Here is a 24,667-nt window from a genome sequence, read left to right as displayed (position 1 = left end):
CTATTTGATTTTGGTGAATAAAGTACCGATAGGGTCACCGGATAAAATATTGAAGATGATTTCAGGATCTTTACCATTTGCGAGGATCATTTGTTGATTATGCTTCAAAATACGTTTGGCAGCTTTTAATTTGGTAGTCATACCACCTGTACCAAACTTGGTTCCATTACCACCAGCGGCGGCGATTATTTCCGGTCCAATATTATCGACTCGTGTAATCAACTTGGCATCAGGAACTTTCAATGGATTAGCGTTGTAGAATCCATCGATGTCCGACAACATGATCAATAAATCGGCATCAATTAGGTTAGTAACGATAGCGGATAATTGGTCATTATCACCGAACTTAGTTAGATGATCCATTTCTGATACCGTCACGGCGTCGTTTTCGTTAATTATCGGAATTGTGTTGTCCATCGCTAACAATTCTTGGAAGCTGTTCATTACATTAGTGTGACTTTCAGGATAGTCGATAACATCCCTAGTTATCAGCATCTGAGCCGCACACATGCCATATTTATGGAGAGCTTCATTATATATTTGAATTAATTCGGCTTGTCCGATTGCTGAAACAGCTTGTTGCTGAGAAATCTTTATTGGTCGACGATCGAGATGAAGTACTCCCATACCAGCACCAATGGCACCGGATGAAACAAGAACAACATCCTTACCATCCTTTTTTAATGTGCTGAGAACATGAGCCAACTTGTCAATGACTGACAATCTGACTTTACTGTTTTGATGGATCAAAGTGCTAGTTCCCACTTTGACTACAATTCGATTGGCTATTAAATTTCGCTTGTTTTGCATATTTTAGTTTTCCCTTATTATTTTGAGGGAGCATGATTTGGCGTTCTGAAATGAGTTGCAAAAACCAGATTCCTGCGCCTGCTACGAATCTCCCGGTTTTCTCCACTCTCTTTTCTAGAACTTAAACTCCCGATTATAGTATTCCAAATACATTTGCTGTGTTCTCGCCAATGTTACGATCTTTGTAACACTAGCGTTGTTCGGTTCAGGAAGTGTCATCGGGTTTTGTGGTTCAATTACACCCAGAGCTGCGGCTTTAATAGTGAAGCCGTGTGTTACGACGATGTATTTTTTGTCTGGTGTATTGAGCGTTTTTTCTAGCATAAACGATTTAACACGTGCAACAACTTGTGGGAATGTTTCTCCCTTAGTAGCTACCTCCACATATTCGGGAAGAACGTCATTTAGATGTTGGTCAAAGTATCGAGGATACTTTTTATGTAAGTCGGAGTTTTTTTGACCATCCCATTGCCCATAGGAAATTTCTAGAAGGCGTTCATCAGTTGACGTTGGCAAGTTGTAACCTTCATTAAGAATCTCTGCGGACTCTACGGTTCTAGTAAGTGGGCTGTGGATCAGTTCATCCGCAAAGCTAATATTAAAAACTGAGTGGAGTTTTTTAATCTGGCTTTTACCCGTGTCATTTAGTTTTGTGATATCCGTGTTGATAACCCCTTGCTTGATCCCCTCGGCATTGGCGTCTGTTTGACCGTGTCTGATGAAATAAAATTCTGTCATTTTTTTCTCCTTCTGATTGACTTTCCCCAGTTAAATTGTTAAAGTGTGCTTAAGTTTATTGGAGGTATTCTAATTATGATGAAACAATTACATTTTAGCTTAATAAGCTCCTCCTTGTCTACACGGTCATCCATGTAGGCTTATTAAACGTTACGCTAAAGCCCTCATGGATTCAAAGTATTGAAACTGTGAGGGCATTAATTCAGACTTTTGTTTGGGAACCCTCACTCGTGTAGGGTTCCTATTTATTTACCCAAAAATCTAAATTAAAGGTGGAAACAAAGATGACAGTATACAATTTTTCAGCTGGTCCAGCCATGTTGCCTAAGCCAGTCTTAGCCCAAATCAAGGAAGATATCCCATCATTTCAAAATTCAGGTATGAGTGTCATGGAAATATCGCATCGTACAGCACTTTTTGATAATGTCATCAACGATGCTGAGAATGACTTAAGAGATCTTATGAAGATTCCTGACAACTACAGAATATTATTTCTCCAAGGAGGAGCAACTCTGCAATTTACAGCACTTCCAATGAACCTCGCCATGAGATATAACCACATTGGTCTAATCGATACAGGGCACTGGTCAATTAGAGCTGGTGAAGAGGCTGAAAAAATTGGTACTAAAGTAACTATCGTCGCATCATCTAAAAATCAAGATTATCATCAGCTTCCAAATTACGTTGACGATAATAATAATTATGACTACATTCATTTAACCACTAATAACACAATTGAAGGAACTGCTTTTGATATTTTACCAAAAACTAATAAAGTTTTGGTCGGTGATATGTCATCTAACTTTTTGGCTCAGCAATATAATGTGGAAGATTTTGGTGCCATCTATGCCGGAGCACAGAAAAATCTAGGAATTGCCGGATTAACAGTGGTCATTGTTCGAGATGACTTAATAGGGAAGAAGCAACTGCCAAGCATGCTTGATTATCAGGCACTGGCTAACAAGAATTCAATGCTCAATACGCCACCGGTATTTGCCATCTACGCTGCTGAATTGACATTAAAATGGCTCAAGGATATTGGTGGAATTGCTGAAATGGAACGAATAAATCGTCAAAAATCTAGTAAGTTGTATCAATTTCTAGATCAATCAAGACTATTCAATAACCTTATCAAACCATGTGATAGATCGCTAACCAATATTCCTTTCGTCACAGGTGATCCAGAAGTCGATAAACAAGTGATCAAAGAAGCTACAGCAGCCGGGTTAATGAATCTGAAAGGACACCGATTGGTCGGTGGGATGCGTGCAAGTCTTTATAACGCTATGCCTATGGAAGGTGTCACGGCACTAACGGAATTCTTAGACAAATTTGAAACTAATTATTGGGAGGAACATTAATATGTATCAAGTAAAAACATTCAATGCTATCGCACAGAGTGGTCTCGACGCATTCACTAATAACTTTCAAATCAACCAAGGAGCAAATCCTGATGCCTATTTGATTCGCTCAGTAAATATGCGAGAGGCAGAATTCCCCGAATCACTTAAGACAATCGTTCGTGCCGGAGCTGGCGTCAATAATGTGCCAGTTCATCGTGCAACTGAACAAGGTATTGCTGTCTTCAATACACCAGGGAGCAACGCTAATGCTGTTAAGGAATTGGTTATTTCGCTGATGATTTCGGCATCGAGAAATATTTTTGCGGCTAATCAATATTCCAATACTCATGTGGGTGCTGATATCTCTAAGCGTACTGAAGCCGATAAGACTAAGTTCAATGGTACAGAATTAATGGGTAAGAACTTGGCTGTTATCGGATTGGGGCATGTGGGTTCATTAGTTGCGGAGGCCGCATTGGAATTAGGGATGAATGTTATCGGATACGATCCACATCTATCAAGTAATGCAGCTTGGAATATTAATAACCATGTTGATCGAGCTGACAACATCAAACGAGCTGTAAAAAATGCGGACTATGTTACAGTACACGTGCCTAAGAATGACGAAACCGATAAGTTGATCAATCGTGATGTTATTGAAGCCATGAAAGATGATGTTATTCTGTTCAACTATTCTCGTTTGGGAATTGTCGATAACGAAGTAGCATTGGAGTACGTACTGGATCACAAGATCAAGTATTATGTCACTGACTTCGGTGAACCAGTTATTGCCGATCAGGACAATGTTATCATCACCCCGCATATTGGTGGATCAACTCTAGAAGCTGAGTCTAATGGAGCCACACAGGCCGCCAATACGATCATGCGTTACTTAGAGACCGGAGATACTGTTCAGTCAGTCAATCTACCTGAGATGAAAGTTCCCTTTGAAGCTCCTTACAGATTCACCATTATTCATAAGAATGTACCCAATATGGTCGGACAGATAACAACTGATCTGGCACAATTAGAGATCAATATTTCCAGTATGGCGAATGCGGCCAGAAAAAATGTCGCATACTCAATAATTGATGTGGATAACTTGGATATTGATAATGGGAATGAATTGCTTGAAAAAATCCGTCAAATACCCGATGTTTATCGAGTTCGCTTGATAAAACACAGGTAATTGACTATCAATTTGTGCCTTTGATATGTTACAACTCTTATAGAGAGTGGAAGAAGTCGGGAAGTTTTGAGCACTGCCTAGAATAGTAAAAGTGCCATAAAGTGGCGCATTTACTATTCGTAGCAGGCGCAGAAACTTGGCTTCTACCACTCGTTTTAATAGAGAGTGGAAGAGAAGCGTTCAGACCTTGAGCATTACCTAGGCTATTAATTGTACAAACAAAGTTTGTGCAGTTAATAGCCGTAGTAAGCGCAGGGGGTTGCTTCTCTATCACTCGTTTCAGAGAGTAAAAGGAGGGGTTACATGTATAAGGTACTTATCGTTCTCCACGAAGGGGACGACTATATCCGAATGAACAAGGTATTTGTAGAAAACATGCCAGTTGCCGGTCAATATATCATTCATTCAGACGGACTAGCATATTATGTTGAAGAAGTAACGACCTTCGTAGGATACGTTAGCAGCAAAGGCGCCACAACAATTCTGGTGGTTCATCCAGCGCCTAAGGATGCGCCAGTAAATGATCTTTATGGAATGAATATTGAGGAAGATCTTGACGATCCAGAATATAACAAACACTAATACGCAATAATAATTAAAAAAATACTACATGTATAATAATTGCCCTCAGCCTGTGTGGTTGGGGGCTTTTTGCGTTTATAATTTTATAATTAAATTAAAAAAATAGTTTTAATTGTTAATAATCCGTTGTACAATCTAAAACAATCACGACTTGAATACTTCGATTCAAAGTGATCAATAAAGGCTAATTCTAAATAGAAAGGGTGTCTCGATGAAACGTTATTTAGTTCTAGAAGACGGAAATATCTATCCTGGACAAGCATTCGGTGCAAGCGCTTCAACAATTGGCGAACTAGTATTTAATACTGGTATGTCAGGATATCAAGAATCAATTACTGACCAATCATATAATGGAGAGATTTTGATGTTCACTTATCCATTAATAGGAAACTACGGAATCAATCCCGATGATTTTGAATCAAACGCCCCAACTGTAAAGGGCGTAGTAGTACATGAATTAGCCCGACGATCCAACAACTGGCGCATGAATACGTCATTAGATGATTATTTAAAGGAAAACAAAATCCCCGGAATCAGTGGAATTGATACACGCGCTGTTACTCGACACATTCGAACAAAGGGTGCTATGAAGGCCGTAATGGTTGATGAAGTAACTGAAAGTACAGTATCAGACTTGTTGAAAGCTCAACTTCGACACGATCAAGTTGCAGTAAGTACTACTGATGAAGCATATGCCGTACCCGCAACAGGTAAGAAAGTTGTTGTGGTCGATTTTGGATTGAAGAATTCGATAATTAGAGAGTTGAATAAGAGAAACTGTAACTTAACCGTTGTACCCGCAGATACTGATGCAAAAACTATTTTGGATCTTGATCCCGATGGTGTCATGTTAACTAATGGACCTGGAGACCCTAAAGATGTTGATGCATTAGAGATGATCAGAGAAGTAGAGGCACAAGTACCTTTATTTGGAATTTGTTTAGGTCATCAATTATTTGCTTTAGCCAATGGGGCGGATACTTTCAAAATGAAATTTGGACACCGTGGATTCAATCACCCTGTTCGTGAACTTTCTTCTGGCCGGATAGACTTTACGTCGCAAAACCACGGATATGCTGTTGACAGTGAATCACTAAAAGGAACCAATCTCGAAGTGACCCACGAAGAAATCAATGACCATACCGTTGAGGGAATACGACACAAGATCTATTCGGCTTTTTCTGTGCAATTCCATCCCGATGCAGCACCTGGTCCACATGATGCCGATTATATCTTTGATAGCTTCATCAAAATGATGGAAGATAATGCGAAGGAGAAAGCTAAATAATGAAGAGAACTGATATTAATAAAATTATGGTTATCGGTTCAGGTCCGATAATTATTGGACAGGCTGCCGAGTTCGATTATTCAGGAACACAGGCTTGTATGGCGCTAAAGGAACTTAATTATGAAGTAGTGTTGGTCAATTCCAACCCTGCGACTATCATGACTGACAAAGAAATCGCCGATAAAGTTTATATTGAACCAATTACCTTCCAATTCGTCTCACAGATCCTTCGCAGAGAACGACCTGATGCAATTCTACCAACGCTTGGTGGACAACAAGGTTTGAACATGGCAATGGAACTATCGAAGTCTGGAATCTTAGATGAACTTGATATTGAATTGTTAGGAACTAAGCTTGATGCCATTGATAAGGCGGAAGACCGTGAGAAGTTCCGTCAGTTAATGAATGACTTGAATGAACCAGTACCTCAGTCGTCAATCGATCATACAGTAGAAGAAGCTGTTAATTCAGCTAACAAAATCGGCTATCCCGTCATCGTTCGTCCAGCCTTCACAATGGGTGGTACTGGTGGTGGTATTGCACATGATGAAACTGAATTAAGAGAAATTGCTGATAATGGTTTGAGTTTGTCACCGGTCACTCAAATTCTGCTCGAGCAAAGTATTGCCGGTTATAAAGAAATCGAATTCGAAGTTATGAGAGATGCCGCTGACAATGCAATGGTCGTCTGTAATATGGAGAACTTCGATCCAGTTGGAATCCACACTGGAGATTCAATCGTATATGCTCCAGTTCAGACATTGTCTGACAGAGAAGTTCAGATGTTGCGTGATGTAGCACTGAAACTTATCAGAGCTTTGAAAATCGAAGGGGGATGCAATGTTCAACTCGCACTTGACCCTAACAGCTTCCAGTATTATGTTATCGAAGTTAATCCAAGAGTTAGTCGTTCAAGTGCTTTGGCATCTAAAGCCACTGGTTATCCAATTGCTAAAGTGGCGGCCAAGATTGCTGTTGGATTGACCTTGGATGAGATCATTAATCCGGTTACTGGAACAACTTATGCTGAATTCGAACCAGCACTTGATTATGTTGTCTGTAAGATACCACGCTGGCCATTCGATAAGTTCACTGATGCTGACAGATTGTTAGGTACACAAATGAAGGCAACTGGTGAAGTTATGGCTATCGGTAGGAATATCGAAGAAGCAACTTTGAAGGCAGTTCGTTCATTAGAAATAGGTTTGAATTACTTGGATAAGCCAGAACTTCATTCTTTAACAGATGAAGAATTAGAAGATGGTGTCGTTCATGCCAAAGATGACAGATTATTCTATCTATCAGAAGCAATTCATCGTGGACAGTCGATTGAAGATTTGGCTGACAAAACCAATATTACATTATTCTATTTGGACAAATTACTACATATTATTGAGATCGAAAATGATTTGAAGGAACATGTTGGTGATTTGGAAGTTCTATTAAATGCCAAGAAGAATGGCTTTTCAGATTTTGCGATTGCAGAGCTCTGGAATGAAACAGAAGATGAAGTTAGACAATTAAGACTTGATAATAAGATGTTGCCAGTTTATAAGATGGTCGATACTTGTGCCGGTGAATTCGAATCAGAGACGCCGTACTTTTATGGAACATATGAATTCGAGAATGAAAGTATCGTCAGCAAGAAGAAGTCGATCCTAGTTATTGGTTCTGGTCCTATCAGAATTGGGCAAGGTGTAGAGTTTGACTACGCAACTGTTCATTCGGTCAAGGCAATTCAAAAGAATGGCTATGAAGCCATTATCATGAACAGTAATCCTGAGACAGTGTCAACTGACTTCTCGATCTCTGATAAATTGTACTTTGAGCCATTAACGCTGGAAGATGTGTTGAATGTAATTGACTTGGAACAACCAGAAGGTGTTATCTTACAATTTGGTGGTCAAACAGCCATTAATCTGGCAGAACCATTGTCAGAACACGGAGTGAAAGTTCTTGGTACAAGTGTGAAGGATATCAATCGCGCTGAAGACCGTGATGAGTTCGAACAAGTTATCAAGAATGCTGGTATCAGTCACCCTACTGGAGATACAGCCGACAATGCTGATGATGCGATATCAATCGCCGAACGTGTCGGTTATCCTGTATTAGTTCGTCCAAGTTATGTTCTAGGTGGAAGAGCTATGCGGATCATTCATCGTAAGGAAGACTTGGATTATTACATGCACACAGCTGTACAAGCATCACATGACCATCCAGTTCTAGTCGACCATTATCTAATAGGTAAGGAATGTGAAGTGGACGCAATTTGTGACGGTGAAACAGTCTTGATTCCAGGTATTATGGAACACATCGAACGTGCCGGTGTTCATTCTGGTGACTCAATGGCAATCTACCCATCTCAGAGCTTCTCAATAGCTATTAAAGACAAAATAGTTGAGTATACCAAGGCGTTGGCAAAAGACTTGAATTGTATAGGGATGATGAACATTCAATTCGTTATTCATGATGAAAAGGTCTATGTCATTGAAGTTAATCCTAGAGCTAGTAGAACAGTGCCATTTTTGAGTAAGGTCACTGATATTCCAATGGCACAAGTCGCCACTAAGGTGATATTGGGTCAAAGCCTGCATGATCAGGGATATTCTGACGGCTTGGCACCAACAGGTAAGACAATTCACGTCAAAGCACCAGTGTTCTCATTCTTCAAACTGGCTGGAGTTGATGGATTATTAGGACCAGAGATGAAGTCAACAGGTGAAGTAATGGGAACTGATGTTACTGTGGAAAAGGCACTTTACAAGGCCTTTGAAGCTACTAAGACTCACATTCCTGATTACGGAAATATTGTTATCGATAATAATCCACAAGACAATGAAGAAGTTTTGGGATTTGCTAAACAATTCGTCGAACTGGGATACAAGTTGTATTCAGTGGGCGAAACTGGCGATTATTTGAGACAGAATGGTGTTCCAGTAGAAAATATAGTTGAAGAAAAACTAGATCAAGAAATGTTGAAGAAAAATATTCAAATGGTCATCAATAATGTTTTGAACGATAAAGTTGGAGTGGATATCAGAGCATTAGCAATTGCTCATGGTGTTCCACTGTTCACAGCAGTTGATACGATCAAAGCAATGTTGGATGTTTTGAATGAGAGAGCATACTATATACACGCACTTTAGATAAAATAAAACGACTGTAGATGTAATTTTTTACATTTACGGTCGTTTTTTGTTACATGTTTTTAGACAAAACAAAAAGGCGGAAGTCTACCACAAACTTCCACCCTTTATGCGAGAATTTTTAAAATCAAGGCCTACCACAAACCCTGATTTTTAAGCAGTTGAGAAGGAGTACCACTTTGAATAATAACTTTCGTTATTAAGTTTATACATTCCCGCCAGTATAAACAACTTAATTATATAGCTTATATACTATAATATCTATAATGCTTTCATAAATATTTAAATATTGACGTGGAAATTTGTTTAAATAAGTTTAAAACAGTTTTTCATCCGTTCAGGCTACGAAAAGGCTTGTTGCAATAGGTATAGGTCAATTCGATATAATTTTATTATATAAAAGTGAATTCCAAACCAATAAAAAATGTTAGATAATGTCTTCATGAGCTTCAATACAAGTTCTGCGCAATGATTAAAAGGGGTAATTCATTTTCAACGAAGAAAGGCGGGGAATACCTTGGAGGAAATGGAAGAACGTAAGATGGACCGTAAAGAAGTAATTCAAACAATAGAGGAGTCTGTTGGTGAATTTAACATGCTTTCTGAGAGAAATCTAATAGGCATCGTCATGCAATACCTTGATCGTTTTGAAGACAGTGATTTTGAACCAGCTTTGCTGGATTTTCGAAGAGATTTAATCGAATACGACGAGAAGACTGATCACGTTAACGAACGCGATGTCGATGAATTGATTTTTAAGATCAATCAATCTTTTAACAGATCTAATAGATATTAGTTTGCTTTGCCGGGGTGTTTAATCCCCGGCTTTTTTTGTTTTCTGTTGTCCACCTCCAGTTGAAAAAAATGGAATCTGCTGTGGGACCGACCTCAGCCATAAGGCGGTCTGAGGTCTTGCTTTTGAACTCTGCATGAACCGCAGATTTCAAAAGACATCCAGTTCTGTAAGTACGTCTTCGACGTTCTAACAGAACTATCACCGCTGATTCCATTTTTTTCAACTTCCGGCTGGTTTGTATGAATTGCTAAATGTGTGATTGTCAGAGTTTTTAGTAATTGTCTTGAATAATTGCATTATTGGATTTGGAATGAAGTATGGATAAAAAATTCGGAGGTTAAGAAAATTGTAACTGCTGTGAATGTGGAGTTGAACTGCGTTTTACCGTTCTTACTCCACGGACGAGCTTGGAGATTTGCAAAGCAAAGCTTCAAGTCGAGATGAGAGACCGTGGCTCGAATCGGTTCACACAGCAGTTACAACTTTCTTAACCGTAGGCCCACACAAATAAATACTTTTATATTTCTCATATAATCAAGTAATATTATCTTGAGGTGATTGAGATGGTGAAAATATATCAGAGAACATTGCAAGATGTACCGATATTGGAAGTTGTTGAAGAAAAATACCGTTATAGCAAAGTTCCGTTGGTGATCTTTTATCACGGATGGAGATCGGATAAAGAACTAGTTTTGACTCAGGCTCGAAAGCTAGCTAAGAAAAATATCCGAGTCATTTTACCTGATGCTATGAATCATGGACAGCGCCGTGAAGATATTTCGTCGATTCCTTCTTTTACATTTTGGAACAGTATTCAAGGTAATCTGGCTGAATTTGACTTGGTAAAGGATTTTTACTTGAATCGTGATCTTGTTTTGGATGAAAAAATTGGTGTTGGTGGGTATTCCATGGGTGGAATGACAACTGGTGCACTATTAACGCAGCATCCAGAGATAACCGCTGCGACGATTATCATGGGGACACCTAATCTGAATGCTTATGCCAAATTAGTTCGTGATTCTGCCGCTAAACATCATTTGTATGTTCCTAAAGATATGGAAAATTTGACTAGCTGGATCGATAATTATGATTTGAATAATTATCCTGAGACTCTCAATAATCGGCCAGTACTGTTCTGGCATGGAACTGATGATGAGCGGATTCCTTATAGCCAATCGAAAAAGTTCTTCGACAGCATTCAAGGACAACCATACGCTGAACAGGTTGCGTTCATTACTGGATATAAGGCTAAGCATTTGGTTGAGACACGTTTGATGGATAAGATAGCCAATTTCTTTGAGTATTATTTGTATTAAAAACTTTATATTTTTTACAAAGTAAAAGTGGTTGTTAATTCTATCTATTAGATGATAACATTACCTTAAAATAGTTCGCCCTTAAGGACGGTGTTAATTATGTCTACAAAAAGTTTTCAAACAGAATTTGTTTTCTCTCAAAAAGGTGGAAAGAAACTTGCCGTCGCTTTAAAAAATGATAAAGTGAAAAAAACGGTGAGAATTAGTAAACCAGTGAAATTTATTAATAAGAACGATCGTAAGTCTATTAATTCGATTTTGGATGATTTTAAATAGTGGGATATAAAATTGTTCAGTTAAAAGATATAGACGATGAAGATTTAGAAAAAGTATTCAGAACGTTTTCTTCAGTTAATGAAGATGTGGAAAGCTTCTTGAAATACAAGTCTATCCAATTTGAGAAAATGGATTTATCAAGAACATATTTAGTTTTCTCAGAGTTCAAGAATAAAAATGTTTTGGTTGGATACTATTCAATTACAAATAAACCGTTAATTATCTCAAAAACCAATTTCTCTAAATTTTCTAATTCCTTGAAAAAACAATTATTGGGGATTGGTCATAAGACGGAACGTGATAATTATGAAATAAAATCTATTTTAGTAGGTCAGCTGGGGAAAAATCAAAATCATAAAAACCTCATTACTGGCGCAGAATTGTTGGTCTTAATATATAAAACGATTGAAAAAATATATCAATTAATTGGTGGAAGAATAATTTACTTGGAAGTGGATGATGAAATTCATTTAAGAAAATTCTACACGGAAAATGGGTTTAAAGAAGTTCCTAAATATAGAACTCCGAATAATCAATGTTTGTATATAAGACGGATTAATTCTATAATTTCCAGTATTGAATAAAAAAATGAGACCTCTGGGGTCTCATTTTTTTTGTAATTAAATTACCGTATAATTAACTTCATCCAGTTTACGACGGACAACTTTCCCGCTGGCAGTTCGGGGAACATCTGTAACTAATCGGAATTCCTTAGGAACTTTGTAGTGGGCCATTTTTTCCCTTCCAAAGCCAATCAAATCCTCGCCAATCAGATCAGCATCAGAATCCAACATGATATAAGCAACGGGAACTTCGCCCCATTCGTCATTTTTGATTCCCACCACGAAGATATTTTCGATACCTTTAATTTTGCTATAGATATTCTCAACTTCTTCAGGATAAATATTTTCGCCACCGGAAATAATCATGTCATCTTTTCTACCTTTAACGTACAAATAACTTTCGTTATCTAGATAGCCGATATCACCAGTCTGGTAGAATCCGTCTGGTGTTATTTTTTTATCAAAAAGTTCTTGTTTGTTCAAATATCCTTTAGCAACGTTTGGCGCCTTGATCTCGATGTCACCGATTCCTTCGCGATTAATATTGGTAATTCTAACTTGAACAGGGAAGAGTGGTTGTCCAGCGGAACCAACTTTTTTGTCAGCGTCACGGAAGTTTAAGGCGACCACATTTGAGGCTGTTTCAGTCATTCCGTATGATTGAATGACTGGAATTTTCAAAACATCGCATCGAAGTAGTGTCCAATTGTCAATTGGTCCGCCGCCGAGCATGACACCTTTGAAATGTTTGTTGTAGTGAATGCCCGCTGGTAATTTGTTTAATAATCGTTTTAACATTGTTGGAACTAGTGAAATAATTGTTGCACGTTCATTGATTAGAATTTTGTTGATATAGTCTTCCTTGAAATTGGTAACCAGATAGACTGGAATTCCATAGATCAGTGAGCGCATCATGATTGAGAATCCTGAGATGTGGAATAGAGGAACTGTTAAAACCCAAGAGTCACGGTCGTTGATGCCGAGATTAAGAGAAGTACCAATGGCAGAATAGAAGTGATTGCCGAAGGTTTGTAGAACACCTTTTGGACGTCCAGATGTTCCGGAGGTGTACATTATGGAAGTTACAGTATTGTTATCGAATTCAGCGATTGGTTGGTAATCTGGGTCTGCCTTTAAACTCAAAATATCGGATAAGAACATCTTGTTGGTGTCAATTTTATCAAGTTGTTCATGGTTGCTGGAATCGTCGATGATACATAACTTGGCTTGAGAATCTTCGATTTGAAACTTCAATTCTTCATGTGATAATCGTGAGTTTAAGAAGACCATCTCAACCCCAATTTGTTGGAGGGCCAAAATGAGAATGTAACCATTGAAGCTGTTGCTGATGAAAAGTGCAGCACGCTGTCCTTGATGTAATTTAGTATGCAACTTGCTGGCACAGAGCTGAACAGTGGAATTTAGTTCGCCAAAGGTAAAGTCTGAATGTTCAATGATCAAAGCTATTTTATTGGGATTAAGTTTTGCACGTTTAGTTAGCCAGTTTTCCACGATAGTTGCTCCTTTTTATTTTGTTAGAGAGTGGAGAAGACCGGGAGATTCTGAGCACTGCCTAGGATAGTGAAGGTGCCGACGAAGTCGGTGCATTTACTATCCGTAGCAGGCGCAGGAATCTGGTCTTCGCAACTCGTTTCGAAAACGCGTTTACAAAGGACAACACCCTGCGCTTACTACGATTAAGAACTGCACCGACTACGTCGGCACTGTCCTTAATCTAGGTAATGCTCAGGTGTTCCCGTCCTTTGACACGCTCTGATCTTATGGAAATTTCGGAAACTTATCAAAATCAGGGTCGCGTTTCTCCAAGAATGCGTCACGGCCTTCTTTACCTTCATCAGTTGTGTAATAGAGCATGGTTGAATCTCCTGCTAGTTGTTGCAATCCAGCAACTCCGTCTGTATCAGCATTCATAGCTGCCTTGATGAATCTAATGGCAGTAGGGGACTTCTTCAAAATTTCATTGCACCATTCAATAGTTTCTTTTTCAACATCAGCTAATGGTACAACTTTGTTGATCCAGCCCATTTGGAAGGCTTCTTCAGCGGTGTATGGTTTGCATAAGAACCAAACTTCTTTGGCACGCTTATGTCCAATTACTCTAGCTAAGTAAGCTGAACCATATCCAGCATCGAAACTTCCCACTTTAGGTCCAGTTTGCATGAACTTGGCGTTATCTGCGGCAATAGTCAAATCACAGACTAGTTGTAGAATATTACCACCACCGACAGACCAGCCGCGAACCATGGCGATAACTGGCTTAGGGATGATACGAATCAAGTGTTGTAGATCCAAGACATTCAGTCTAGCAATGTGGTCAGGTCCGACATATCCACCATTGCCACGAACACTCTGGTCACCACCAGAACAGAAGGCAAGGTCGCCTTGTCCAGTCAGAATAATGGCACCGATCGATGCATCATCACGGCAAATATTGAAAGCGTCAATCATTTCCTGTACAGTGACAGGTGTAAAGGCATTACGCTTTTCAGGACGATTGATCGTTATCTTGGCAATTTTGCCCATACGTTCAAAAATAATATCTTGATAATCTTTAATGTTTTCCCATGCACTCATAAAATAACCTCCGAGGTGTAAATAATGAATTTATTAGAAAATTTAGGAATAGAGACAGTTGAACAAAACAAGAATCGTGTAACTTTGAAGATGAAAGTTGAAGATAAACATTTGCAGCCATACAAGATAATGCATGGTGGAATCAATGCCGTGCTCGCTGAGACAGCTGCCAGTATCGGTGCTAATCTTAACATATCTGAACCTGATGAAGTAGCTGTCGGAGTAGACATTTCGACGCATCATTTGAATACCGTCAAGGATGGTGTTATTAATGCTGAGGCTATGCCGATAAAGATTGGATATAATATCCAAGTTTGGCAGGTCATCACTCATCCAGAAGGCAGTTCTATCAACAATAGTATGAGTACCGTCACGTTGAAAAAAGTTAAATTACATTAATTTCGATACAATCTGGAATTAATGATTTCGAAGAACGCTAGAATTATCAAACTGATGCCGAATAGTTGGTAGATAAAGATGATAGTTTTGGGTGGTTGTAGAATAAACATAACACCGGCTGCTATCAGTAGCGCCGAATAAAAATAATCAAGCCAAGGAGTTATATTGACTTGTTTTTTTGTCTCGTGCGAATCACGGAATTGGTTGATGCCGTTAACCAAGAGAATGATACCCAGAACTGGTGGAACCAGCTGGATCAATATCTTGGCGACAAATAGTACCAGCACAGCCACCAACAAAGCTCCAAATCCCAAACCAATTGCAATGTTGGTTTCGCCGGTCATACGTTTGATACTCATGCCATCTATCAATGAAAGGATTCCGTAAATGGCAATGTAACCTGAAACTAGGTAGATGATGGCGTTGAGACTCTTAGTCGGTTCAATGACGATCAAAATACCGGTTGTTAATAAGAAAATAAAACGCAGCCAACGATAAAGTTGGAACTGTCTGACCATTTTTTCACTTCCCCTAAATATGTCTAAATGTGTATAGACCTATGATACCAAAAAAATGTAATAAAAAAATGATTAGTCTTAGATAGAATTTTCACAAATAAATAAATATTTTTATATGAATCTTGATTTAATCGACAATGAGCAATTATTTTTGATTGTGAAATTAAAGTGGTATTGTATTCGATATATAGATATGAAACTTAGGGGGTACCAATGATGAAAGTACGTGCATCAGATAAAATGATTGATATTATGTCGCAGTGGGGAATCAACAATATTTTCGGATTGCCCGGGGATTCAGTTGATACCACGATCGACGCCATGTATCGTGCTCAAGATAGAATCAAGTTCACACATGTATTGCATGAAGAAGTAGCTGCATTGTCAGCCGCTGCACAAGCCAAACTAACAGGTAAAATTGGAGTTTGTCTCTCAATCGGTGGACCTGGAGCGATTCATCTGCTCAATGGACTTTATGATGCCAAGATGGACCATGCACCAGTTCTAGCAATTTTGGGGCAAGTTCAGTCCAAGATGTTGAATACTGACTTCTTCCAAGAAGTTGATACGCATGTTTTATTTGATGACGTAGCTGTCTACAACAAGTTGATCATGGATCCGCAATCATTGCCTCGAATAGTCGACGAAGCCATTCGAACAGCTTATTCCAAACAAGGGGTCGCTGTGTTGACAATTCCTGATGATATTCCAGACCACATGATTCAGGACAATTTCACTGCCAATGTGGACAATTTCAAAATTGAAGATTATCAAGTCGATGATGATGAGATCAAGAAAGCATTGCATTTAATGGAGATACATTCTAATCCAATTGTCTTAGCTGGTACCGGCATTAGAAATGCCAAAAAAGAGACTAGAGAGTTCATCGAAAAATTTAAGCTTCCTATTATTCAGACTATGCCTGCCAAAGGGATGGTCGATGATGATCATCCTTATAATCTGGGTCAACTGGGTAAGTTAGGAACGAAGCCTGCTTTTGAAATGATGCAAAAGGCTGACTTGTTGATAATGCTTGGCACTGATTATCCATATGCACCGTACTTGAATCACAAAATTGATGCCATTCAAGTTGATATCAATGGCGATAAATTGGGTAAACGTCATCGTGTCAATGTTGCCATTCAAGGTGAGACCAAAGAAGTTCTGCAACGAATGATCGATCTGGGTGATGAAGTAGAATCCCGTGCATTCTTGGACACAGCCATTAATCACATGTCACAATGGCGCTCATGGATGGAAGATGTCATTAACAAGAAGCATGATGGAGTATTACCATCAAAAATGTTCCGTACTTTGTCTAAGCAAGCTGAAGCTAACGCCGTCTTTTCAATTGATGTTGGTACTTCGACTGCCTTCGGTGCTCGATTCATTGATGCCAAGAGTACTCAAAAATATACTATCTCTGCTTGGTTAGGTACGATGGGATGTGCGTTGCCTGGAGCAATTGCATCTAAGATGGTTATGCCAGAACGTCCAGTTTATGCAGTTGCTGGTGATGGCGCCTTCAGCATGGTCATGCAGGATTTTGCGACTGCAGTCAGGTATCACTTGCCAATGGTCATCACAGTTTTGAATAACAAATTATTGGCCTTCATTGAATATGAACAACAATCAGCTGGGCAACAAAATTATGGGATCAGTCTTCCTGACATTGATTTCGCTAAGTTTGCGGAAGCCTGTGGAGGAATCGGAATCACTGTAACATCTAATGAAGAATATGAAGCTGCACTCAAAAAGTATCATAATGCTGATCGTCCTGTTTTGATCAATGCTGCTGTTACTGATGAAGCACCACTTCCTGGTAAAATCGTGATTGATGAGGCCAAGGGTTATGCTAAGTTTGGTTTTGGTCATGTGATTGATAAGAAGTCTATTCCGGAATTGCCACCAATGAAAGAAATCTTGCGTTCGTTTTTGTAGGATGATTTTTTCCGCTTCCGGTTGTGAGAATTTCATCTGCCATGGGGAACGCTTTGAGCCGAAAGGCGGTCTCAAAGCTCGACTTTAAGCCTTGCTTTGCAAGTCTCAAAGATCGTCCCGTGGTCTAAGAACAGAAGTTCACCGTTCTAAGACCACCTTCATGGCTGATAAAATTCTCGCAACCTCCAGCTAAAGTGTCCCCTGGTGGATGTTTAGTTGTATCCATTAAAGCAAAGCAGCAATTAGTCGTAGGTTGGAAGTGGTGTGCCAGCTGTGGTGCTGATTTTTTCAATCTGTATCTTATGTAATCTGCTTGAAAAGTTTATATGAGAATACAGTTTGTTTAATAAGAAAGAAACGTTTAGTCGGAAGTTATGAAAAGTTTATCAGCCATGGTGATGCCCTTAGTACGGTGATTTTCCGTTCTTAGGGCATAGGACGATCTTTAAGATTTGTGGTTTTTCAAAGCTTAAAGTCGAAATTAGAGACCGTTCTTTGGCTCTAATTGTTCCTCATGGCAGATAAATCTTTTCGTAACTGGAGACGGAAACCATAAACATAAATTAATTTATTTTTAATGATGGGCAAATCACAATCCAACGTGGTTTGCCCTTTTTGTATACAAAGTGTAAGTGAAAAAAGTATTTATTAATAAAAACTCTTGCAACTAAATTAGAAAACAATTAGAATTACAATATTTCATATGAAGAATTAATTGGGGGTGTCATTATGGATACACAAAAGGTAGAACATGATCATGAGATAGATCATCAACTGATTCAACGTGAGAATAAGTATTACGCACAAGCATCACGAATGGATTACTTTGATTTGGTGGTTGACCATGCACACGATGCAACGTTAGTTGATGTCGACGGAAATGAATATATTGATGTTCTAGCTAGTGCCTCGGCTATCAATGTTGGACATACGAATGAAAAGGTTGTCCGAGCTATCCAAGACCAAGCTACCAAGTTAGTCCATTACACTCCTGGCTATTTCCATCATCGACCAGAACAACAATTGGCGGAACGACTTGCCAAATTAGTTCCTGGTGAGCCCAAACAAGTGACCTTTGGTAATTCTGGTTCTGATGCTAATGATGCGATTATTAAGTTTTCACGTGCGTACACTGGTCGTCCATATATTGTTTCATTTATGGATTCGTACCATGGCTCTACATATGGCTCCATGACACTTTCAGGAGTCAGTCTGAATATGACTCGCAAAATGGGACCAATGCTTCCTGATGTCGTTCATGTTCCGTACCCAGACTTGTATCGCCGAGTTGCTGGTGAAACAGAGCACGATGTTTCGCTGAGATATTTTGACGAATTCAAGAAGCCCTTTGAGACATTCTTGCCAGTAGATGAGGTTGCTTGTGTATTGATCGAACCAATTCAAGGAGATGGCGGAATTCGTAAAGCACCTGAAGAATTCATGCAGTTGTTGTACAAATTCTGTCATGACAACGGTATTCTGTTCGCAGTCGATGAAGTTAATCAAGGTATGGGACGCACTGGTAAAATGTGGAGCATTCAACAATTCCAAGACATCGAACCCGACTTGATGGCCGTTGGAAAGTCACTTGCTTCAGGGATGCCTCTGAGTGCGGTAATTGGTAAGAAGAAGGTCATGGAGAGCCTTGATTCTCCAGCACACGTCTTCACAACTTCAGGTAATCCAGTCTGTTGTGCGGCAGCTCTTGCAACATTAGATGTATTGGAAGAGAAAAAATTACTTGAAAAATCAGTCGAAGACGGGGAATATGTTAAAGGTCGTTTCCTTGAGTTACAGAAAAAATATGAAGAAATTGGCGACGTTAGATTTTATGGACTCGACGGTGGAATCGAATTAGTTACCGACAAAGCATCAAAAACACCTAATCCAGATTTTGCCAACAAAGTAATCTATTACGCCTTTGAACACGGGGTGGTCATCATCACTCTGAAGAATAATATTCTTAGATTCCAACCACCGTTGGTAATTACAAGAGAACAACTCGACAAAGTATTAGACGTTCTCGAAGCAGCTTTCATTGCTGCAGAAAATGATGAAGTTGAAGTGCCAGATGATACAAAGATTGGATGGTAACCCACAGAGAGCGAAACAAGCCGAGAGATTCTGAGCACTGCCTAGATTAGAGAATTTGCCACGGAGTGGTGAAGTCACTAATCGTAGCAGGCGCAGGAATCTGGCTTGTGTAGCTCGTTTTATGAAGAGAGTGGAACAAAACGAGAACTTCTGAGTACTACCTAGGTTAATCAAGTGGCACAGAGTGTCGCTTGATTAAGCGTAGTAGACGGAAGAAGTTGTTTTGTGCAACTCATTTAGGAAAGTTTTAGGAGGAAAATATATGAGTGGTTTTTTTAAACGATTAACATTGAAGGAAGATCCGAGTATTTATGAAGATAAGGATTCACATCTAGTCCGTGTTTTAACTGTTAAGGACTTCTTGGCTTTAGGAGTTGGAACAATCGTTTCAACGTCAATCTTTACATTACCCGGAGTTGTGGCCGCACAACATGCCGGTCCAGCGGTGGCAATTTCATTCTTAGTTGCTGCTATCGTTGCTGGTTTAGTTGCTTTTGCATATGCAGAAATGGCCGCAACCATGCCGTTTGCGGGGTCTGCGTATTCGTGGATCAACGTAATGTTCGGTGAGTTCTTCGGTTGGGTAGCCGGTTGGGCGTTATTGGCTGAGTATTTCATTGCTGTTGCCTTTGTCGCGTCAGGGCTATCCGCCAACTTTAGAGGATTGCTGTTACCACTAGGTATCAAGTTCCCGAATGCCATTTCCAACACTATGGGTGTCAACGGGGGTGTGCTTGATATTGTTGCCGTGATTGTTCTGGCAGCTGTTGCCTTGTTGCTATCACGTGGTGTTTCAGGTGCCGCCAAAGTTGAAAATGTTCTAGTTGTTTTAAAAGTTCTAGCCGTTCTGGCATTTATTGTTGTTGGTTTAACAGCCATTCATATTCAAAACTATTTCCCATTCATTCCCAAATATCATGTCAATGCTGATGGTACAGCCTTTGGTGGCTGGAAAGGGATTTATGCAGGTGTATCGATGATCTTCCTATCTTATATCGGGTTTGATTCGATTGCTGCAAATTCTGCCGAGGCTAAGAATCCTGGTAAGACAATGCCTCGTGGTATTCTTGGATCACTAGCCATTGCTGTTGTCTTGTTCGTTGCCGTTGCCTTAGTTCTCGTTGGAATGTTCAAATATTCTGACTATGCTAATAACGCCGAACCTGTTGGTTGGGCTTTGCGCCAGGCAGGACACCCAGTTGTTGCTAGTACCATTCAAGCTGTTGCCGTTGTTGGTATGTTTACGGCATTGATTGGTATGATGCTTGCCGGATCACGTTTGATCTATTCATTCGGACGTGACGGAATGTTGCCAAGCTGGTTAGGTAAGTTGAACAAGAAGAATCTCCCTAATCATGCACTGTTCACATTGACATTTATCGGTATTGTTATCGGAGCTCTTTGTCCATTCGCATTCTTGGCTCAATTGATTTCAGCAGGGACATTAATTGCCTTCATGTTCGTTTCACTTGGAATCTATGCCTTGCGTAGACGTGAAGGTAAGGACTTGCCAGTCCCAGCATTCAAGATGCCATTTTATCCAGTTATGCCAGCACTTGCTTTCCTAGGCTCACTGTTCGTATTCTGGGGCTTGGATTATGAAGCTAAGTTATACGCTGGTATCTGGTTCGCCATTGGTTTGGTGATCTACTTTGCCTATGGTATGAATCACTCATTTCTTGGTAAGAAAACTAAGGAAAATGAGTCTGCGAGTAAAGTAGTTAAAGATGAAAAAGATGAAGTCGCAGAAGATTAAGGTTACTGTTTAAATAATTGAAATCAAAAAGGTCAACCTCACTGGAATGTGAAGTTGGCCTATTTTTGTACAATGATAGTTATAAATATTTAAATACCTCAATAGATGGTATAGCATGATGCAATGCTGTTATACTTGCTACACAATATGTAGTTCTAACTCCATGTTGATACAAACTACCAATTAAAAGAGTGGAGCAAGAACTTTGAAAATTAAAATCTACCACGGAACTACCGCAAGTAAGGCCAAGTCCATCATCGGTGATGGCAACTTTGTGTTTCAGCAACGACCAGATCATTGGTTGGGACAAGGAGTGTATTTCTTCGTTAATGATTATGACGCCGCAGTTTGGTGGGCAGGTCAGGGACAGGATAGGGATGTTAAGCGCGCCGTTCTGGAATATGAATTGGAAGTTGATGAGGACGACCTGTTGGATCTTGATACTTTGACAGGGATGCGTAAGTTCAATGAGTTTCTTAATTCTGAATCTCATCATCTGACGATGAAGCTTAATAGTACTTCGGATAAAAGTTCTATGAGGGAGACTAGGGCACTTTGGTTGCAGACGTTTTATAAGTATTCTAATGTGAAGTGCTGTATATTTTCTTTTGAAGTTCCTTATACGGATGAATTTGAAAACATAAAAAGCTTAGGACTCGAAATTAAAGAGCGTCAACTTGTTGCAATTGATTTTAATATAATAGAAATACAAAAATTAATTATTAACTATATTTGATAAATAATAGGAGGTATTATTATGACTGATAAGGAAAGACTATACAAAGCTGCAAGGGATGCAGGTGTTGATTTTGTACCAGGAATTGTGGATAAAAATGGGAAACATGTTTCGGCAATTTTAGGTGATGGATCTTATTCGTACGTGGACCCAAGGTTTGATTTATCTTTTTTCGATGAGGATAAGCCGGGTAAAGAGAGAAAAGATGAAAATAGATAGAGAAGAACTTTTTGCTGCTGCGGAACGTGCAGGGGTAAAATTAATACCTGCTGTTTATGACAAAGATGGTCGTAAAGTCACAATGGTTTATACTGATGGCACATATAGTTGTGTAGATCCAAGGTTTGATCTTTCATACTATGATGAAGACAAGACGAATGAGAAAGTAAAAAGAGAAAATGAACAATAGAATAGAGTACTCTAAAAATTACGGTAAGTCTAATTTCAACAGGGAAAAGTTCAGAAAGATTGCCAGGAAAATGGGAATGGAAGTTGTTCCACCTATCTACGATAAAGAGGGGAAAAGGGTATATATGGTTTTACCAAATGGAGCATATTCGTATGAAGACCCAAGATTCGACCTATCCTACTACGATGAACCAACCACAAATACAAAGCCAAAAAAAAACCACCAAGACAAATAACGTCAAGGTGGTTTTTGTGTACAAAAAAGACGGCCCAAAACATGAAATGGGTCGTCCGATATATCAGGGAGTATCTTGTAATATCTCTAAATAAAGTAGTTATTCTATCAACTACTATTATACACCCATTTTCGGATGAAATGTAAGCCTTTTAGGAAAAACTATTTTGTCAGACCAGTAATTCCAAAATTGGGTCGCTCAAGTACTCTGGCAGTATGAATATTGAAATTAAGACTTAAGTGTCTAAGATTGAGCCATTCTGTCTTACCAACTTTAAAGAAGTAATCGCCATTGGAATTCCTGACAATGGTATATACTTGCCAACTTGTGCCTTCGGCAACGGGCGCTGTCTGATATTGTCCAGTCGATTCATCGAAGAAGTGAGTTGAGCCGTTAGTTACAGTACCGATTTTGGCGGCGGATGGGTCTTCATAAACATGGTTTGTCGCAGTCAAAGCAAACTCGGGTTCTTGGGTCGTGTATGAATAGACACTATCATCCATGAATCCAAGTCCCTTGATCCAAGTATTCGGTGCGATTTTGAACCAATATTCGCCTTGCTTGTTTCTGACGATAGCCAAGATGTTGTAGTCAGTTCCTTTAGGGTTAGTATCGGTCGATAGGGTATTGGTTTCTGTGTTGTATAATATCGAATTGTTGTCGAGCGATTGACCGGAATATAGCACTGTTTCTGGTGTAGAACTGCCAGTTGTAAGAATTTTGACGGAACTTGTCAAAATATATTCGTCGGTCGCCACTTTGTAGAATTGCTTACCATTAATAGTTTTGACACTACCAAGTTTCCATTCTGTTCCTTGTGGCAATACATAGCCGGTCGGACTTCCGTTGCCATTGTAAATCTCTGCGTATAGTTCAACTAAGCCAGTTGAATTGGGAACTGGAGTACTTTGATTGCCAACAATACCGCCGTTACCATCTCGAATAGTCATTGCGCTACCAAGAAGCCATTGATTGGTGGCAATTCGGTAGTATGCCTGACCACTGAACAGCTTAATACCGGTGAGCTTCCAACTAGTTCCAGTACTGTAAAAAATACCATTGGAATTGCCGTTGTCATCTGCAGCAGATGTACCATATGCACCATTATTTGAGTTAATTGTTCCTATATAACCAGGTGTCTTTGTGACATTTGAGGTTGCAGTATTAATTGGGTTGGTCAACTTGCCAGTAGCATCTTTTACGTCCATTGAATCAGCCTTTAACCACTGATTAGTAGCGACACGATAGTAAGTAATTCCGTTAACAACTTTTTTAGCATCCAACTTCCAAGCAGTGTTGCTGCTGAAAGAATTAGTTGTTAAATTACCGTTGTTGTCATATGCAGTGGCACCACTTTTACGAATAGCTCCAATGTAACCAGGAGTTTTGACGATATTAGTAGTTGGGGTAGTTGTACTGCCACCCTTTATCTCGATGCCTTGGGATGAGATCCATTCGTTAGTCGCCACTCTATAATAGGTAATGCCATTGATAACTTTGGATTTGCCCAACTTCCAAGATGTGAAATTAGGCAGTGTTCGATTGGCGTATGTTGCGCCATCGGTGTACAGAGCACCGCCACCACGTTTAACAACTCCGACCAAGTTCGTGGCAGCATTAACGTTAGTCTGAGAAATATTATTCAGCACAGCAGGGGCAAGCAAGATTGCGGCAGCTGTACCAATGAGTACAGAATTCTTCTTCATAGGTTTAATCCTCCCCATAGTTATCGCATGATAATTTATACTCTCAGCATATTACCCTCGGAGAAGTTAAACAATTAATCTGATATTTCTTATGCGAATCTTTAATGTTTTGTGTTTGTTGTTTCCGAAAAGCAATAATCCAGTTGGCTGTGGGAAACACCTTGAGCCTGGAGTGCGGTCTCAAGGCTTGCTTTGAAACTTTGCGAAGGTCGGCAAATTTCCAAAGGCATT

23 protein-coding genes are annotated in these 24,667 nt (G+C 39.4%); 17 read left to right on the top strand and 6 right to left on the bottom strand.

Features of this window, described 5'->3' with window-relative positions; translation table 11 throughout:
- Positions 1–810: a glutamate 5-kinase gene (gene proB, locus EKM66_RS06795; protein ID WP_125762918.1), complete on the bottom strand. Its 810-nt coding sequence runs from the start codon at positions 808–810 to the stop codon at positions 1–3.
- Positions 811–924: 114 nt separating this feature from the next.
- Positions 925–1,548, bottom strand: coding sequence for a histidine phosphatase family protein (locus EKM66_RS06790; RefSeq protein WP_125762916.1), 624 nt, complete (start codon positions 1,546–1,548; stop codon positions 925–927).
- A gap of 284 nt (positions 1,549–1,832) precedes the next feature.
- Here EKM66_RS06790 and serC point away from each other — a divergent pair, with 284 nt between their 5' ends.
- From serC to EKM66_RS06750, 9 genes are all read left to right on the top strand, one after another.
- Positions 1,833–2,909: a 3-phosphoserine/phosphohydroxythreonine transaminase gene (gene serC / locus EKM66_RS06785; RefSeq protein ID WP_125762914.1), complete on the top strand. Its 1,077-nt coding sequence runs from the start codon at positions 1,833–1,835 to the stop codon at positions 2,907–2,909.
- Between the two features lies 1 nt (position 2,910).
- Complete coding sequence (locus tag EKM66_RS06780) at positions 2,911–4,080, top strand: phosphoglycerate dehydrogenase (RefSeq protein WP_125762912.1); 1,170 nt, start codon at positions 2,911–2,913, stop codon at positions 4,078–4,080.
- Positions 4,081–4,383: 303 nt separating this feature from the next.
- Positions 4,384–4,662, top strand: coding sequence for a LysR family transcriptional regulator (locus EKM66_RS06775; RefSeq protein ID WP_125762910.1), 279 nt, complete (start codon positions 4,384–4,386; stop codon positions 4,660–4,662).
- 211 nt (positions 4,663–4,873) lie between these two features.
- Complete coding sequence (locus tag EKM66_RS06770) at positions 4,874–5,950, top strand: carbamoyl phosphate synthase small subunit (protein WP_125762908.1); 1,077 nt, start codon at positions 4,874–4,876, stop codon at positions 5,948–5,950.
- Positions 5,947–9,096: a carbamoyl-phosphate synthase large subunit gene (carB, locus tag EKM66_RS06765; protein WP_125762906.1), complete on the top strand. Its 3,150-nt coding sequence runs from the start codon at positions 5,947–5,949 to the stop codon at positions 9,094–9,096. The genes EKM66_RS06770 and carB overlap by 4 nt, the downstream gene beginning before the upstream one ends.
- Positions 9,097–9,613: 517 nt before the next feature.
- Entirely contained in the window at positions 9,614–9,892 is a 279-nt protein-coding gene (locus EKM66_RS06760) for a hypothetical protein (RefSeq protein ID WP_125762904.1), read from the top strand.
- Positions 9,893–10,455: 563 nt separating this feature from the next.
- Positions 10,456–11,208, top strand: a complete 753-nt coding sequence (locus EKM66_RS06755) for an alpha/beta fold hydrolase (protein WP_125762902.1) — start codon at positions 10,456–10,458, stop codon at positions 11,206–11,208.
- A gap of 99 nt (positions 11,209–11,307) precedes the next feature.
- A complete protein-coding gene (locus EKM66_RS12550; RefSeq protein ID WP_164505075.1) occupies positions 11,308–11,484 on the top strand; it encodes a hypothetical protein in 177 nt (58 codons plus the stop codon).
- The gene (locus EKM66_RS06750) at positions 11,484–12,068 is read left to right on the top strand and encodes a GNAT family acetyltransferase (protein ID WP_125762900.1); all 585 of its coding nucleotides are present in this window, start codon (positions 11,484–11,486) and stop codon (positions 12,066–12,068) included. The genes EKM66_RS12550 and EKM66_RS06750 overlap by 1 nt, the downstream gene beginning before the upstream one ends.
- A gap of 36 nt (positions 12,069–12,104) precedes the next feature.
- Here EKM66_RS06750 and EKM66_RS06745 read toward each other — a convergent pair whose 3' ends face one another.
- On the bottom strand, positions 12,105–13,559 hold the full coding sequence (locus tag EKM66_RS06745) for an o-succinylbenzoate--CoA ligase (protein ID WP_125762898.1): 1,455 nt from the start codon (positions 13,557–13,559) through the stop codon (positions 12,105–12,107).
- 267 nt (positions 13,560–13,826) lie between these two features.
- Positions 13,827–14,642, bottom strand: a complete 816-nt coding sequence (gene menB / locus EKM66_RS06740) for a 1,4-dihydroxy-2-naphthoyl-CoA synthase (RefSeq protein ID WP_125762896.1) — start codon at positions 14,640–14,642, stop codon at positions 13,827–13,829.
- A gap of 24 nt (positions 14,643–14,666) precedes the next feature.
- Here menB and EKM66_RS06735 point away from each other — a divergent pair, with 24 nt between their 5' ends.
- Positions 14,667–15,041 (top strand): PaaI family thioesterase, encoded by a 375-nt coding sequence (locus tag EKM66_RS06735; protein WP_125762894.1) that lies wholly within the window; start codon positions 14,667–14,669, stop codon positions 15,039–15,041.
- Here EKM66_RS06735 and EKM66_RS06730 read toward each other — a convergent pair.
- Positions 15,038–15,559, bottom strand: coding sequence for a DUF308 domain-containing protein (locus tag EKM66_RS06730; RefSeq protein WP_125762892.1), 522 nt, complete (start codon positions 15,557–15,559; stop codon positions 15,038–15,040). The genes EKM66_RS06735 and EKM66_RS06730 overlap by 4 nt on opposite strands.
- Positions 15,560–15,775: 216 nt before the next feature.
- Here EKM66_RS06730 and EKM66_RS06725 point away from each other — a divergent pair, with 216 nt between their 5' ends.
- The 7 genes from EKM66_RS06725 (at position 15,776) to EKM66_RS06695 (ending at position 22,730) form a co-directional block, all read left to right on the top strand.
- The gene (locus EKM66_RS06725) at positions 15,776–17,500 is read left to right on the top strand and encodes a pyruvate oxidase (RefSeq protein WP_125762986.1); all 1,725 of its coding nucleotides are present in this window, start codon (positions 15,776–15,778) and stop codon (positions 17,498–17,500) included.
- Between the two features lie 729 nt (positions 17,501–18,229).
- Entirely contained in the window at positions 18,230–19,594 is a 1,365-nt protein-coding gene (locus tag EKM66_RS06720) for an aspartate aminotransferase family protein (RefSeq protein ID WP_125762891.1), read from the top strand.
- 262 nt (positions 19,595–19,856) lie between these two features.
- Positions 19,857–21,350, top strand: a complete 1,494-nt coding sequence (locus EKM66_RS06715; protein ID WP_125762889.1) for an APC family permease — start codon at positions 19,857–19,859, stop codon at positions 21,348–21,350.
- A gap of 205 nt (positions 21,351–21,555) precedes the next feature.
- Positions 21,556–22,086: a hypothetical protein gene (locus EKM66_RS06710; RefSeq protein WP_125762887.1), complete on the top strand. Its 531-nt coding sequence runs from the start codon at positions 21,556–21,558 to the stop codon at positions 22,084–22,086.
- A 21-nt stretch (positions 22,087–22,107) separates the two neighbouring features.
- Positions 22,108–22,305, top strand: a complete 198-nt coding sequence (locus EKM66_RS06705) for a hypothetical protein (protein WP_125762885.1) — start codon at positions 22,108–22,110, stop codon at positions 22,303–22,305.
- The gene (locus EKM66_RS06700; RefSeq protein WP_125762883.1) at positions 22,292–22,495 is read left to right on the top strand and encodes a hypothetical protein; all 204 of its coding nucleotides are present in this window, start codon (positions 22,292–22,294) and stop codon (positions 22,493–22,495) included. The genes EKM66_RS06705 and EKM66_RS06700 overlap by 14 nt, the downstream gene beginning before the upstream one ends.
- Positions 22,485–22,730 carry a hypothetical protein gene (locus EKM66_RS06695; RefSeq protein WP_125762881.1) on the top strand — a complete coding sequence of 82 codons (246 nt, stop codon included), beginning with the start codon at positions 22,485–22,487 and terminating at the stop codon, positions 22,728–22,730. Before EKM66_RS06700 ends, EKM66_RS06695 begins: the two co-directional genes overlap by 11 nt.
- A 161-nt stretch (positions 22,731–22,891) precedes the next feature.
- On the opposite strand, the gene EKM66_RS06690 is transcribed toward EKM66_RS06695, so the two are convergent.
- The gene (locus tag EKM66_RS06690) at positions 22,892–24,436 is read right to left on the bottom strand and encodes an SLAP domain-containing protein (protein WP_164505074.1); all 1,545 of its coding nucleotides are present in this window, start codon (positions 24,434–24,436) and stop codon (positions 22,892–22,894) included.
- Positions 24,437–24,667: the final 231 nt, after the last annotated feature.

Origin of the sequence: Companilactobacillus hulinensis (assembly GCF_003946555.1) — a bacterium.
Classification (GTDB): Bacteria; Bacillota; Bacilli; order Lactobacillales; family Lactobacillaceae; genus Companilactobacillus; species Companilactobacillus hulinensis.
Note: the sequence above shows the minus strand (reverse complement) of the source record. Positions and strands in the feature narration are given on the sequence as shown.

Excerpts from the sequence above, each read along its gene's own strand:
- EKM66_RS06695 (WP_125762881.1), top strand. The coding sequence starts at position 22,485 with ATGAACAATAGAATAGAGTACTCTAAAAATTACGGTAAGTCTAATTTC.
- EKM66_RS06725 (WP_125762986.1), top strand. The coding sequence starts at position 15,776 with ATGAAAGTACGTGCATCAGATAAAATGATTGATATTATGTCGCAGTGG.
- EKM66_RS06770 (WP_125762908.1), top strand. The coding sequence starts at position 4,874 with ATGAAACGTTATTTAGTTCTAGAAGACGGAAATATCTATCCTGGACAA.
- EKM66_RS12550 (WP_164505075.1), top strand. The coding sequence starts at position 11,308 with ATGTCTACAAAAAGTTTTCAAACAGAATTTGTTTTCTCTCAAAAAGGT.
- EKM66_RS06755 (WP_125762902.1), top strand. The coding sequence starts at position 10,456 with ATGGTGAAAATATATCAGAGAACATTGCAAGATGTACCGATATTGGAA.
- EKM66_RS06735 (WP_125762894.1), top strand. The coding sequence starts at position 14,667 with ATGAATTTATTAGAAAATTTAGGAATAGAGACAGTTGAACAAAACAAG.
- EKM66_RS06720 (WP_125762891.1), top strand. The coding sequence starts at position 18,230 with ATGGATACACAAAAGGTAGAACATGATCATGAGATAGATCATCAACTG.
- EKM66_RS06715 (WP_125762889.1), top strand. The coding sequence starts at position 19,857 with ATGAGTGGTTTTTTTAAACGATTAACATTGAAGGAAGATCCGAGTATT.
- EKM66_RS06790 (WP_125762916.1), bottom strand. The coding sequence starts at position 1,548 with ATGACAGAATTTTATTTCATCAGACACGGTCAAACAGACGCCAATGCC.
- EKM66_RS06780 (WP_125762912.1), top strand. The coding sequence starts at position 2,911 with ATGTATCAAGTAAAAACATTCAATGCTATCGCACAGAGTGGTCTCGAC.
- serC (WP_125762914.1), top strand. The coding sequence starts at position 1,833 with ATGACAGTATACAATTTTTCAGCTGGTCCAGCCATGTTGCCTAAGCCA.
- EKM66_RS06705 (WP_125762885.1), top strand. The coding sequence starts at position 22,108 with ATGACTGATAAGGAAAGACTATACAAAGCTGCAAGGGATGCAGGTGTT.
- EKM66_RS06775 (WP_125762910.1), top strand. The coding sequence starts at position 4,384 with ATGTATAAGGTACTTATCGTTCTCCACGAAGGGGACGACTATATCCGA.
- EKM66_RS06730 (WP_125762892.1), bottom strand. The coding sequence starts at position 15,559 with ATGGTCAGACAGTTCCAACTTTATCGTTGGCTGCGTTTTATTTTCTTA.
- proB (WP_125762918.1), bottom strand. The coding sequence starts at position 810 with ATGCAAAACAAGCGAAATTTAATAGCCAATCGAATTGTAGTCAAAGTG.
- menB (WP_125762896.1), bottom strand. The coding sequence starts at position 14,642 with ATGAGTGCATGGGAAAACATTAAAGATTATCAAGATATTATTTTTGAA.
- EKM66_RS06690 (WP_164505074.1), bottom strand. The coding sequence starts at position 24,436 with ATGAAGAAGAATTCTGTACTCATTGGTACAGCTGCCGCAATCTTGCTT.
- EKM66_RS06700 (WP_125762883.1), top strand. The coding sequence starts at position 22,292 with ATGAAAATAGATAGAGAAGAACTTTTTGCTGCTGCGGAACGTGCAGGG.